The 12,556-nt window shown below is 39.8% G+C and carries 11 protein-coding genes; 3 read left to right on the forward strand and 8 right to left on the reverse strand.

Features of this window, described 5'->3' with window-relative positions:
• Positions 1-8 precede the first annotated feature (8 nt).
• Both P1X15_RS06640 and P1X15_RS06645 read right to left on the reverse strand, forming a co-directional pair.
• Positions 9-1,325 (reverse strand): FHA domain-containing serine/threonine-protein kinase, encoded by a 1,317-nt coding sequence (locus P1X15_RS06640; RefSeq protein ID WP_277337364.1) that lies wholly within the window; start codon positions 1,323-1,325, stop codon positions 9-11.
• A gap of 47 nt (positions 1,326-1,372) precedes the next feature.
• Positions 1,373-2,248, reverse strand: coding sequence for a hypothetical protein (locus P1X15_RS06645; protein ID WP_277337365.1), 876 nt, complete (start codon positions 2,246-2,248; stop codon positions 1,373-1,375).
• 315 nt (positions 2,249-2,563) lie between these two features.
• Here P1X15_RS06645 and P1X15_RS06650 point away from each other — a divergent pair, with 315 nt between their 5' ends.
• Positions 2,564-4,483 carry a 7TM-DISM domain-containing protein gene (locus P1X15_RS06650; protein WP_277337366.1) on the forward strand — a complete coding sequence of 640 codons (1,920 nt, stop codon included), beginning with the start codon at positions 2,564-2,566 and terminating at the stop codon, positions 4,481-4,483.
• Here the strand turns inward: P1X15_RS06650 and P1X15_RS06655 are convergent.
• The 6 genes from P1X15_RS06655 to P1X15_RS06680 all read right to left on the reverse strand — a co-directional run bounded on the left by P1X15_RS06655 (position 4,425) and on the right by P1X15_RS06680 (position 10,660).
• On the reverse strand, positions 4,425-5,126 hold the full coding sequence (locus tag P1X15_RS06655; protein ID WP_277337367.1) for a response regulator transcription factor: 702 nt from the start codon (positions 5,124-5,126) through the stop codon (positions 4,425-4,427). The two genes, P1X15_RS06650 and P1X15_RS06655, sit on opposite strands and share 59 nt — an antisense overlap.
• 204 nt (positions 5,127-5,330) lie before the next feature.
• Positions 5,331-5,882, reverse strand: coding sequence for a hypothetical protein (locus P1X15_RS06660; protein WP_277337368.1), 552 nt, complete (start codon positions 5,880-5,882; stop codon positions 5,331-5,333).
• Positions 5,883-6,016: 134 nt separating this feature from the next.
• Complete coding sequence (locus P1X15_RS06665; protein WP_277337369.1) at positions 6,017-7,423, reverse strand: matrixin family metalloprotease; 1,407 nt, start codon at positions 7,421-7,423, stop codon at positions 6,017-6,019.
• Positions 7,424-7,441: 18 nt separating this feature from the next.
• Positions 7,442-8,965, reverse strand: coding sequence for a M48 family metalloprotease (locus tag P1X15_RS06670; protein ID WP_277337370.1), 1,524 nt, complete (start codon positions 8,963-8,965; stop codon positions 7,442-7,444).
• 29 nt (positions 8,966-8,994) lie between these two features.
• On the reverse strand, positions 8,995-9,645 hold the full coding sequence (locus P1X15_RS06675; RefSeq protein ID WP_277337371.1) for a zf-HC2 domain-containing protein: 651 nt from the start codon (positions 9,643-9,645) through the stop codon (positions 8,995-8,997).
• Entirely contained in the window at positions 9,632-10,660 is a 1,029-nt protein-coding gene (locus P1X15_RS06680; RefSeq protein ID WP_277337372.1) for a hypothetical protein, read from the reverse strand. Before P1X15_RS06680 ends, P1X15_RS06675 begins: the two co-directional genes overlap by 14 nt.
• A gap of 92 nt (positions 10,661-10,752) precedes the next feature.
• On the opposite strand from P1X15_RS06680, the gene P1X15_RS06685 reads away from it, so the two are divergent.
• Positions 10,753-11,241, forward strand: coding sequence for a lipocalin family protein (locus P1X15_RS06685; protein WP_277337373.1), 489 nt, complete (start codon positions 10,753-10,755; stop codon positions 11,239-11,241).
• Positions 11,242-11,373: 132 nt separating this feature from the next.
• Positions 11,374-12,552 (forward strand): AGE family epimerase/isomerase, encoded by a 1,179-nt coding sequence (locus P1X15_RS06690; RefSeq protein WP_277337374.1) that lies wholly within the window; start codon positions 11,374-11,376, stop codon positions 12,550-12,552.
• Positions 12,553-12,556 lie beyond the last annotated feature (4 nt).

A 12,556-nucleotide genomic window follows, 5' to 3' on the forward strand; every position in this document is an offset into this window, starting at 1 on the left:
TTATTAACTTATCGAACAGCGACCCTAAGAATCGTGTCACCCAAGGTGATGATATCTCCAGGATGAATGACTATGCCGCTCGCTCCTACCAATTTGGAATTGACGTAGGTTTGGTTGACTGACAGCTGCCACTTACTATCCCAGAACTGCCCATCTCGGATAAGCCATTGTTTAGGGTTTTGCCATTTTTCGAGCGTAGCATGCTTGCGGGAGATGTAAGTCGTACTTACTTCTACAATCTCCACATCATTTTTAATAGAGGCATCTTTACGCCCCAGCGTCAGTATGCCTTCGCTTCTATTGCCCATGAGTTGGGAGAGATTATAGATTTTGCCCATCTCCTCGCCATAAGTGATTTGTAATATCAGTTCATTTTTGAGGGAGTCGTGCTTGGGGTAGTGAATATCAAGAGACTGATACCCTAAGGCATTGATGATGTGTCCAATCGATTGATAACGCTTGTGTTGGTAATCTACTTCGATGCAGGTTTTGATGATTGAGCCCCAATTATTGGGTAATTTATTCCAGTGCTGACGCAAACCTTCGGCATCTCCTTTAGCGGCGTTTTTTATATACTCTACTACATCGCTTTCGCTGGTGAGTTGAAAAGGAGCAAAAGGGTACTGACCCGTAAATATTTCGTACATCATCACGCCGAAAGAATAAATATCGGCTACGGCATCGAGTGCTTTGAAGGCCGTTTTATTGTTTGCTTGCTCAGGGGCAATGTAAGCCCACGTACCAAAAATTTGATGGGCATGACCAAAGATATTGCGGGCCGTCATGCGGGAGTTTTTATGGCCTGCAATTCCAAAGTCGGCTAATTTGGCATTCCCATTGGTATCTATTAATACATTACTAGGCTTGAGATCACGGTGAAAAAAGCCTCTTTGGTGAAGTTCTTGTAGCCCACAGAGCGTCTGATACGCTATTTTGTTGATTTTTTGTGGTTCTATGGTTCTGCCAGTAAATTGAGTTAAGTCACCTTTAGGGCAGAGTTCCATAGTAAAGTAAGGATTCCCTTCTACATTACCACAGTCAAAAGATTGAACTAAATGCGGAGATTTTTGATAGCCAATTTCAAATTCTCGCATGAATCGCTGAAAAATAAGCAAACGCTCTTTCTCATAGGCTATTTCCCAAAGTTTAATCATTTTGAGGGCAAAAGCTTCCTCTTTCCGATTGATTACTTTGTAAACAATGCCAAATGTACCCTCGCCCAACAAGTCAATAATTTGATAATCATCTATCCATTCTCCTATTTTAGGTAAAACCCGGTGAGGAGTTTGGTAAGTGGTGAATTTTTTGTTAAGAATCTCATTCATTGGTGGTTGTAAGTTTTATTGCTGGGGCGGTTATTTGTACGTATAGCCTAGGTTTGTTTCATCTGGCGAAGTTTTTCTTCCGATTCTGTTTTAAAGATGAGCTTTCGGTCCCCCAGCAGTAGTATGTCCCCATCTTTGATTTCTGTTTTTTCGGATACTTGGATGAAGGTGGTTTGCTGTTCGCTACGGTTTATCACAAACCATTTGCCATTCTCGTAGCTCAATTCGGCTTGTGCTTTGCTAGTAATGCTCTGATTGGTAGGGTCAATGTTGTCCCGATTGAGGACAGCACTTTCGTCGTTTGAGAGTTTAAATTCCGACCTCCTGATGTCAATCGTTTCTCCTATTTTGGGGATACGTTGTAGATAACACTTTTCTGTATTGCTCACTCTCATTCGGTAGGGATCAATAGTACCTCCAATGAGAGGCTTTTGGGAGAATGATTCCTCCGACGAATTGGATACTTTGGGTTTGTTCATAGTAAAATCTTGGGGTTGAGGAAGAGAAGGAGCGTTTTTGTGAGGGATAAGTTCACGCTGACATTGAATACAGGTAGTACGGGAGGCAATATTGATAAATCCACAATCGACATCAGGACAGGTAATAGTTGTAATATCTTTTTCCACCGTAGACGGTGGTGATATTGGTGATCCATCATCCAGAACTGTAGGAGGAGATACAGGTAAGGGCGTAGGCATTACAGAATCAGGAGATTCGTATCTAAACGCTTGTTTGCCTGGAATCGTTTTTGAAGGATTTGGAGCAGAAGACGCCCCGGACGGGGTGGAGTGTTCTGTCTTTTTGACATCCATTTTTCCGGATAGCTTTTGGGAGTGCGAATCTTCTAAAGGAGTGTGGCATTTGATACATAAATGCGCACTTGGTAAGTTGTCAAAGCCGCAGTTACTGCAAGTGATTGGCATGATTGAAAAATATTGATTGGTTTATGCAAAATTCAAGCAGCAACCCTTCATATTTGTTACAGCAACTGGTCCATTACCAGTATTCTTCTTTTTAGGATTTACTGTAATATCAATCAGAAAGGTTTGGGTAAGGAATCATGAATTCCTTGTGCAAATCTCCCTAAAGAATGCCTCGTTTGAAATCGAATAAATTCTATAAATGCCTATTTTTTGTCGAAGTTATTCTAGGTAAAATTGTGCGTGTTGATTGTTATTTCGATAGTATGTCAGCCCAAACCCACAGATATTTGCAATCATTTTCAACTCTTATCAATTATGCCCTTCCGTTTTGTTTATGCTATTATTTTATTAAGTATGGTGATGTGGGGTCATTGTGCTTGGTGTCAAGTGTCATTAATAAATGGTATTAATAAGTACACCTTGGGACGAGAAGTGTTTTATGTAGAAGATGCCAAACACTCATTAACTTTTAAAGAAGTATATAAGCAAGAGAAAGGATTTAGTCAGGTTTCATCCATCAATGCCAATTTTGGTTTTACTAATTCTTCTTATTGGTTCAAATGGTCGGTCTTGAATACTTCTGAGGATGTTTTCAAAAATTGGCTCTTAGAAGTGGGGTATTCGGCTTATGCTGAGGTGGATTTGTACGTAATAAATCGACAAGGTAAAGTAGTACATCAAGCAGCGGGAGATTGGCGGGGTAGCCACAGCAGACCTTTATCCTATCACAACTATGTGTTTGGATTGCCTATCTTGCCTTCTCAATCATACGAAATATATCTACGAGTGCGACCACTTGCGGGACAAGTACTGATACCGTTAACTATTTGGGAAGGTAATACTTTTACAAAATACGCCGAAGTTTACAATTTGTTTTGGGGTATTTATATGGGCATGATGTTGATTGTGCTTCTTTATCATGCCATTTTGTGGTTTGTAAATCGAAAGAGCGTTGGGTATGTTGGGTATCTTTATTTGGCTTTGTATCTGGTATTATATCTCATTTTTGAGCTTACTCGGGGAAGTTGTATAGGGGTGAGGTATTTTTGGCCCGAAAACCGTTGGATGGTCAACAACGGTTTTCTTACGCTCTTTTTAATCATGCTTTTACTTTTTTATGCTTTTTATGGCATTATGCTCAACCTGTCTCGCTATACTCCTAAGCTAATGAAAGTCATCAACGTATTATTTATAGTATGGATTGGGGTTGTGTTGAGTATTTATGGAGGATGGATCGAAATCTCCAAAAATGCCTTAACCCTCATCTTTGGGGCGTTGGTAGGGGGATTGATTATTGTGGCTTCTTACGTCAGTTGGCGAGCGCAAAAAGGGTATAAGCCGGGGCTTTATTATTTTTTGGCCGCTACTATGCTTTATTCAGGAGGATTAGTGCTGTTATTGACCCGTTCGGGACTGCTACCGTCTGGAAGTTTCTATGCCATGAATTCTCTAAATCTTGGTTCTCTCATGGAATATCTCATGCTTTCAGTAGGACTTGGTATGCAGATTCAGTGGGAAAGGCAGAAGAATAAACAGCAAATTAAAGACATTCAGCGAGAACAGATTACGATGGTCGAAAACTCCTATTGGCAGGCTCAAGATGAAGAGCGTAAGCAGTTGGCTATGCTTCTTCATGATCAATTTGCCAATGAGGTGCTGATGTTGCGCCAAAATATCCAAAAGCTATATAAAGAGTATATCGGAACTTTGAGCGAGGAGCGTTTCAAAGATGCGCTGAGTATTATCAAAAATATATTGGAAGGAATCCGCACGATAGCCCATCATTATAGGCCTCCTCAGTTTGAAGAAAAAGGCCTTAAATGGGTGCTGGAAGAGCTATTGCAGCGGCTGAATAGTTCTACCAATGTGCATTTTTTGATGCATCTAGGTGGTAAAGAAGAAGAGCTAGTGCCACGGGTACAAGAGCAGTTGTACTATATTATTTTTGAGATTACTTCCAACATCATCAAGCATGCTGAGGCTACGGAGGCAGCTTTGATTTCTTACCGCGAAAGCAATTTTTATGTATTACAAATTAGAGACAATGGTAAAGGTATACCTCAAAATATAATTCACTCTACAGGACAAGGGTTGCAAAATTTGCGCCGTCGGCTAGAGAGTATTGGGGGTATCTATGAGGTTGTATCTTCTCAAGACAGCGGTACGGCGATTCTTATTAAGATGAACCTACTTCACTCATATCCACAAGACCATATTTATACGCAAAAAAAGTAATACCAGCATCGCCTTCAAGGTTGATTTTGCGATAGATATTCTGCTTGTGTGTGGTAAGAGTAGTAGGAGCTATGTTTAGTTTTTTCATGATAGTGGCACTGGAATTTAACTGAGCAATCAATACCATGATTTCTTTTTCTTTTTTGGTAAGGTTGAATGATTCGGGATTTATCTCTTCGTCTTGGGGAAGAAGGGTATGGCGCTCTAAGTTGAGTAAGAGTTGAGGTATGCTCGAACTAAAAAACTTTTTGCCCCGCATTACTTCTCTGATTCCAATCAAGAATACTTCTTCATCGTCGCTTTTAAAAATATAGCCATCTACTCCGGCAGCTATGGCATCGTTGATGAGAGTGGGGTTTTCGTCAAAAGTATAAACAACTATTTTGATGCTAGGCTTGATTTGTTTGAGTTTGATGGCGAGTTCGATGCCCGTTTTTTGACTAGCAAGATGTAAATCTGTGATGACTATATCGACAGCATACTTATTGATAAACAGTAAAGCTTCTTCTACAGTATCACGCTGGGCAATGACTTCGATGCCTTTATTTTGGCTAAGTGAAAGACCGATACCGTTGGAAGTGGCAAAGTGGTCTTCTACAATAAGTAATTGTAATGTGTCGGGAATGGCGTTGAAGTGGGTCATCGGTAGGGAAGGGTTTGGAGAAAACAAAATAACATCTTTTGAAAAAATATACCAAAGCTTTTAAAAAAATATCTGGGTGGTATGAGTTGCTAGAGTCGTCAAAGTATCTATCAGCGATTTTTCTACTTCAATATTTTTGTAGAAAAATCGCTGATAGACAGTCTTTTTAATTAAGAGTAAAAGGTTGTGAAGGGACTAAAAATATTAGAAAAGAAACATCCGAACATAATTTAAAAAGCCAGGTAAGACCTCAAGACGGGTACAGTAATAAATCCATACATGATGAGATGTACCATAAAAATCAACTTCTCCCGAAAATGCCAAGTGCCGAAACACAATCATTTGAATACGGCGAATTTTTTCGTGGGCTGTTCCGCCTAGAAGTATAGGACGACCTGTGAGCATACCGTCTTGTAAGGCAAACCAATAAAGTTGGGCTACCTCAAAACCCCTGGGTTTTTGTTGAGGAGCGCGATTTTTCCAAATACAGCTAATTTCTGCTGTTTTGTGGGGTGGGAGGTATTTGTCTTCAATAGCTTGACGCATATCCCACGGAAGTACATCAAGGTATCTTTTTTGGTTGATACTTATTACATAGCCGCCTAGCCAAATATCGGGGTTTGATTTTCGAGAAAGCACCCTGACTTGGGCTTGTAGGAGATAGTCGAGAGTAACTTCGGCACCGCCATTTTCCAATTGCATAGCGATAAAACGATTAAGTTCTTCGGTAGTTTTAAGGATTTTAGTGATAAGCATGATCGCGAATGTTTTGAGGTTCGCTTCACCATGCTGGTCTTTAAATTTTCCATCACTCAGCCGAAAAAAAAATCGACTATTTTTCAAAAAAAATGCCCAACCTTAAGAGTTGGGCAGTGTTAGCAAAATTTGCTTTAGGGTTGGTAGTACCATTGACGACCGTCGTTGGTTATGAGATAACCCCTACATTTCAATGACAACCCAAACAAAACGGAATTTGGAGGAGAGGAGGGCGGTGCCAATGCCGTCCATTGGAGGGCATACTCCCACATTTGATGAGATGGGGTGTAGGCATAAGTCCGAGATTTGGTACTTAACAAGATGCTGGGTACATCTTTGTTCTTAAACCCTGGAAAAGGAGGGTCTTGAATCCAATTGTTAGTAGTAGGATTATAGCGTATTACTTCATTGTCTAGCGGAAGTACTAAAAGGAGCTTTTGTGTATGAGTAGCTAAAAGGTTTTGTTGTAAGCTAGTATTTGGTAAAACGGGATACGATTTTTTTGAATTCCAATTTTTAGTAGTAGGCGAAAACTCCCAAATATTTATATGACCTTGGTCGGCATACAAAACATAGCCTTTATCATTGACAGAATGACTTATCAAAGGTTTGGAACTAAAAAAAGGGAGGAGGGTATTTATGCGATTCCAGGTATCGGACGTTAAGTCATATTCCCACCATTCATGCTGATGGGTATTGGGAGTAGTAATGGCATAAGCTTTATTGTTGACCCCAAAAATTGTGAAGGGTACTCCCTTAAAATTGGGAGGGGTTTTTGAACTCCACTGAGGAGCAGCAAAAGGATCAAATGCCCACATTTCGCTACCGTTTACAATTACAAAAGCTTTTTCGTAGGTACTGAAGGTTTGATAAGAATGATTAGAACTAGGCTGAAAAGGAATTTTTCCCATTTCTTGCCAGCTGTCACAGTAGGCGCTGTTGTAAAGGCTGTCGATTTTATAACCACTTTGTATATCAATAAGGGGTGCCGGCAAATCTACCATATAAGGATACATGATGGAGCGGGGGTCGTCAGAAACTGGTAAACCTAAAACTACGCCCAATTGGTGAAATAAGATAGCCCCTAATCTATTTTCTGTCCAATCATGCGCTTGATTGAGATACAATATATAAGTGCCATCGTCTTTTCGGTGTACTAGTCCTAGTGATTCTACAGGTGATGCAAACCATCCTCTGCGTACGGTGTCTATTTTGAATTCTACCATTTCTGGACTCACAAACTGAATTGTAAGGTCGGTTTTTTCGCCTGTCTTTCCTTTTGCAAAAGCAAAAGTACCCATGTTGAATGCCCATCCGATGATACCTTGTTCGAGGAGCACCTCTTGAGTCAAAATAGGAATACGGCTAGTATAGTTGGCAAAACTATATGTAAAACAACATACATCAATATTTCGTTTGAGGGATTGATTTTGAAAAGCACTTAATCCACGGATGCTTGGGCGAGTACTTTCGATTTTTTCATAGCACCCCATCATCAAACTCAAACATAGAAGGGTAAGAAAAAGGATATATTTTTTCATGATGTACCTAAAGTAAATTTACCAAAGACTAACTGAAGAATGAATACCCACCTGTGGAACCTTGATGGTAGCAGAGCTTGTAACGATTTTTTGAGATTGAAAACTTAAACCTAGCCGTATGTTTGGAATTTTGGGGTCTCGACTAAGCTGAATGAATCCAATTCCCCATACAAAACTTCCTGAAATACGAGAATCAAGCTTTTGATGTAGATGATTGGTGAGGTAGTTGCTATAAGTCATTTGGAAGGGAACATCTGCCGAAAACCCAGCAGTGGCATAGGCTCCACGGCGACGTTGGTCGTAATTGAAACGACCTGATACAGTATTGAAGTGAACTTGTGGGAGGATTTGTAGGCCTTTCCATTTAAAATCTTCGACGGCTATCTTTAAATTTTCTTGTATTTCATAGGTCGAAAAATCCAGTGATTTGTATTGAATAAGCCCTTCAAACCAAATGGGCTTGTACCAATTGAGGCGCGTTATTTTGATACCTGCTGCATAGTTGAGGCAGGTAAATTGTGCTGGGAGAGCATTGGGGGTATTTTCGAGAGTAGGAGTAGGGAGAGTGAGACCCGGCAATTTGTATAAAAAAGCAGTAAATGTAGGCTCAAAGGTATATTTGTGTGTTTTTTTGATATATTCCCAAAAGTGCTGTTCTTCGGGACTTAATGAATCTCCAAAGGTATTTTGAGCCTGACTTGCTATGAATTGGTGGGTAAGTGATGCACTAATTTTGCGGCTTTCTTTAATTGAACCTCGTGATGGATGGGGCTGCGTTTCTCCCTTCTGGAAAGATTTCCAAAGCATTGTGGCTTGTTTTTGTCGGGTATAAATACTGGGATGTTGGCCGGTCCAAGCATAAGGGCTTTGTTGAGTGATATTGGCATACTGTTTCCATATTTGGTTGAGTTCTTCAAGATTAATTTTTTTTTGATACATTATCCAAGTAGCGGTGGCATCAGCCTGAAACTCTTTCAGATATTGATAAAAGGCCGCTAAATTCACATATTTAGATTTATAGACTTTAATGGTATCGAGCATACCGCCGCGGAGGGTTTTGACACGATAGGTGTAGAATACTTCTCGATCATTTATTTTTTCAACCAATATTTGAGGAAAACGTTGGTCGTTGATATAATTTTTGTTGGCAGTATGCTGATGAAAATGATGGCTTATTTCATGTGCCATAATGAACCGCTCCGCCCAAGGAGACCCCTTGCCCATTTTTTCCATAAAACTATTGCGATAGAGGATATACTTGTTTTTGTCACACATAAGAGCTTTGGCATTGGCTGTGCAACCTACCTCAATCACATTCTGAATTTTTTCACCAACCAACTGCGCTAATTCTGTAACTACTTTAGTGGCTTCTTGCGAACTTCCAAAGGAATTGGAAATGTTGATACATTTACAATCCTCTTGGATTCGGGCTAGCAAGACAGCATTGCGCTCTTGTTCTGTAAGCTGTGACCATCCGACGTTTGGTAAAAGTATCCATACAATAAATAAAGTGCCAAGTATTTTAAGAAATGAGCTTTTCATAGGTTAGGGTTTGAAAGTTGAGTTTGATTTCAGGGAGAAATGCGTTTGAGTTGGCCACGACCAGGTTCTTTTTCAATCCACTTATAGGAAATAGAATCGCAATCGAGCCGATAGCCCGTAGCTAGAGATACTAATTTGATTTTTTTAGCATTCACTATTTCTGGATCAGGATGGTAGATAGTGAGGACCTTGCTTTGATAAGTAAAATTATTAGGTTCGGAGCGAGGAGATTTAAACAATTGTAAGGTAATATTCTCAGAGATAGCCTCTTGGCCCTCGCCAAAGGCATTGTCTTGGTCAGGAATAATCACTTTTTCAATGTTTTTAGTTAAAAGAAGCGTTTCGGTATTTTGGGCATTCCACCATATCCATGTACCAATACCTACCATAATAACTACTGCGATTTGAGCGGCGTATTTGGTGACGAAATCTCGAACTCTTTCTATGGCTTTAACCTTAGTAATGACTGTTTGATGGTTATCAATAAAAGATAGCATTTCAGTCCGCATTTCTATTTCTTGAAAGCGCTGTTCATAGAATTTTTTAAATCCTAATTGATATTGTACCTGTTGATAAAAATTATCATCCACTGCCATTCGATGTTCAATTTGAGCATTTTCGTCGTCAGAAAGTGTGCCGTCTAGGTAAGCTTCTATTAGGTCGATATTATTTGGTTCCATTGAGATTCCTTTTATCGTTAGATTGTTTTTTTTGAATTCTAGCAAGCTCAATTTCTGCTTTCCTTCTGGCGACCTCTTTTTTTATGTATTCTTTTGTAAATAATGGATTTTGAAACCATTGGCTATTTTTGGAGAGTTTTTCTAAATTGTATGCTACAAAATCTCGATAGCATTTTCTAAATTTATTTTCTGAAGATTTAGAGTTTTGATAATTCAAGCTTTCTCCTACTTTATGGATAATGCCAGTTTTTAAATGTAATAAATCTTGTGCATGAATCGGCTCATTACTAACAATAATATTGAAAAGTTTGAAACTGTCACGTAAAAAATCCTCGCATTGTTCACCTTTGGTGTTTTTTAGGGAAGCGTACAAAAAAGAGAAAAAACGACTAAGGTCTGTAGCGTTTACAATTAAGTCCCAACGAAATGCAATGTCATGTGATATTTTTTTTTGATGAGTTTTAGGCTTCCGAATCAATTGTTTTACAACAATTTTAGCAATACCGTCGATGTAAGTTCTGAGCGTAGAATAGAGTCTGAATTGCCGTTTTTTAATATTGTACAAAAAAATATTAAACACTTGCCTTTTTGCATCATCTATCAAGTCGTCCCAACTAGCAAAGTCACCTGGTGAATGACCGTAAGCTTTTTCGAGCTGAGCGTGTATTTCACAGGCTTTATATATATACCTGATAGTCGTACTTAGATGCTCTTCTATGGCCTCTTGCGGTGGCACTGCTTGAAGCTTCCGAAACCTTCTTAGCAAAGCTTGGTCTAGGGTATATTCTTTAATGGCATCCTCTAGCATGTCTTCATTGAAATAAGGATCTTTTTGGGCCCTTAATACCAGTGCAACTAAAGTGTCACGAGTAGCTGCTTTGGCTGTTTTGATAGGGAGATTATGTGCCATAGCATAGGATAAGACGATTTCTTTTTGTAAAGATTTGAATTTTTTTGAGGCTACATAGCCCTCTCTAATGGAGGCCAAAAGGTGGGTAATAGTGACTTGGCTCATAGAATGTGTTGGATAAGAATTGTAGGGAGTTGCAATATCTATAAAAATCTTTTCAGTATATTAGAGGGTCTGAAAAATATACCCAATAAAATATGAAGCAAGTAGCATATCTTCTGGCTTTGATTTTTTTCGTTAGTTCTTGTGATGTCCAAAAAGAAGGCGCGGAACCAATCCCAAAGCCTGTCACACCGCCAATTGTAGGGCAATGGAAAATGAAAAGCTACAAAGTAGACCCTCCTGTTTTGGGGATTATATCGGATTTGACAGGGGTACTCAATCCATGTATTCTGAAAGTTACGTTTCATTTTCGGGAAGACGGTACTACTACGTTACTAAATGTACCCGCCGATTGTGAAGCTGATTTGGTAGGTATTGATTTGGATAAACAAGGAATTTCGAAATGGGAAATCAAAGACAAAAAACTTATTATTTCGAGTGATGATACTGGTCAAAAAAATGAATATGATTTTGTGGTAGAAGGTACAAAAATGACTTGGACCGAAAAACGAGAATTGCCGATTCCAGTAGAGTGGGGCGGAAATCAAAAAGTGAACACTATTCTCACTTTTGAAAAAATATAGGGTTGGTCGGGGATATTGATAAATAAGGCGGAGACCGAAAACTCTATAAATTCCCCTTTTTCAAAACTCAATAAGCACCTCCTTTCAAAGCTCGGAAGCTCAGTCTTCTGAGCTTTTATTATTTTTGTGGCTATGAATTTATCAGCTTACGCTCTTCAATATCGCAAAGACCTTTATCAGCGCTTGCTTCCATTTTGGTTGGAGTTTGGAATAGACCCTGTTTATGGAGGGTATTTTTGTGTAATCTCATCCAAAGGAGAGGTATGTACTTCTGACAAATGGATAGAATGGCACGCCCAGCAAGCATGGGCTTTTGCCAAGCTATATCAACAATCTTCGGACGCTCAATACTTAAAGTGTGCTTCCCAAGGGGCAGATTTTTTGTTGCAATATGGCATGGATGCTAAAGAAAATTGGTGGGCTATAGTCGATTGCATGGGGCATGGAGTGAGTGAAGTTGTAGATGCCAAAGCAGAAGCGGCGGCGGTATCGTGCTGGAGTATATTGTACCAAATCACTCAAGACGAGATATATGCCGAGAGTGCCAAAAAAACGTTGACCAAGGCTTTTCGTAAACGTGAAAAAAGACTCCAAAAACGAGCCGATGATGTGATGGCGGGCAGGTATCTGAAAAATATCAGTGAGTTGAGTGCTTTGGCGAAGGCGCTAGTAGGTGCCAAACAAATCATCGGCGAAAAAATATTTAAAGAAAAAGCCGAGCAGCTATTTCAGGAATTGATGAAGCACTTTTGGGAGCCTCGTGCCGATATTCTTCTCGAAAATGTATTTTCGGAAGGGGGATATTCTGACTGCTTAGAAGGGCGGCATATTCATCCTGGAAGAGTGTTTGAGGCTTTTAATGCCTTTTATGAATTGACCAAAATCACTAACAAAAGACGCATCAGACAACAATTGGCGCAGCATGTGGCCTACCTTGCCGAAACCACTTGGGACGAAGCTTATGGAGGTTATTTTGGTTGGTTGGATGTAAAAAGTATGCCTCCTACGCAGCCCGAGGCGTATTATAAATACGCTTGGGTGCAGTTGGAAGCAACTACGGCTCTACTGCGAGCTTATCAAGTACTTAATGACCGCACACTTCTCAAACATTGGCAGCGTGTCAATGATTATATGTGGCAGCATTTTGCCGACAACTCCAAGGAAGGGGAGTGGGTGGGGGTATTGAGCCGCCACGGTGAGCCGCTTTTTGGGGTGAAAGCTACTTCCGAAAAAAGTGCTTTCTATCCCGTTAAAAATTTGCTCGAAAGTGCTGATTTGTTAGAAATACTTCAGGATGTAAATACTCCGTGATTAA

The sequence above is a fragment of the Runella sp. MFBS21 genome, assembly GCF_029433105.1.
Lineage (GTDB): Bacteria > Bacteroidota > Bacteroidia > Cytophagales > Spirosomataceae > Runella.

Excerpts from the sequence above, each read along its gene's own strand:
- P1X15_RS06660 (WP_277337368.1), bottom strand. The coding sequence starts at position 5,882 with ATGCTTATCACTAAAATCCTTAAAACTACCGAAGAACTTAATCGTTTT.
- P1X15_RS06670 (WP_277337370.1), bottom strand. The coding sequence starts at position 8,965 with ATGAAAAGCTCATTTCTTAAAATACTTGGCACTTTATTTATTGTATGG.
- P1X15_RS06645 (WP_277337365.1), bottom strand. The coding sequence starts at position 2,248 with ATGCCAATCACTTGCAGTAACTGCGGCTTTGACAACTTACCAAGTGCG.
- P1X15_RS06665 (WP_277337369.1), bottom strand. The coding sequence starts at position 7,423 with ATGAAAAAATATATCCTTTTTCTTACCCTTCTATGTTTGAGTTTGATG.
- P1X15_RS06690 (WP_277337374.1), top strand. The coding sequence starts at position 11,374 with ATGAATTTATCAGCTTACGCTCTTCAATATCGCAAAGACCTTTATCAG.
- P1X15_RS06640 (WP_277337364.1), bottom strand. The coding sequence starts at position 1,325 with ATGAATGAGATTCTTAACAAAAAATTCACCACTTACCAAACTCCTCAC.
- P1X15_RS06650 (WP_277337366.1), top strand. The coding sequence starts at position 2,564 with ATGCCCTTCCGTTTTGTTTATGCTATTATTTTATTAAGTATGGTGATG.
- P1X15_RS06655 (WP_277337367.1), bottom strand. The coding sequence starts at position 5,126 with ATGACCCACTTCAACGCCATTCCCGACACATTACAATTACTTATTGTA.
- P1X15_RS06685 (WP_277337373.1), top strand. The coding sequence starts at position 10,753 with ATGAAGCAAGTAGCATATCTTCTGGCTTTGATTTTTTTCGTTAGTTCT.
- P1X15_RS06680 (WP_277337372.1), bottom strand. The coding sequence starts at position 10,660 with ATGAGCCAAGTCACTATTACCCACCTTTTGGCCTCCATTAGAGAGGGC.
- P1X15_RS06675 (WP_277337371.1), bottom strand. The coding sequence starts at position 9,645 with ATGGAACCAAATAATATCGACCTAATAGAAGCTTACCTAGACGGCACA.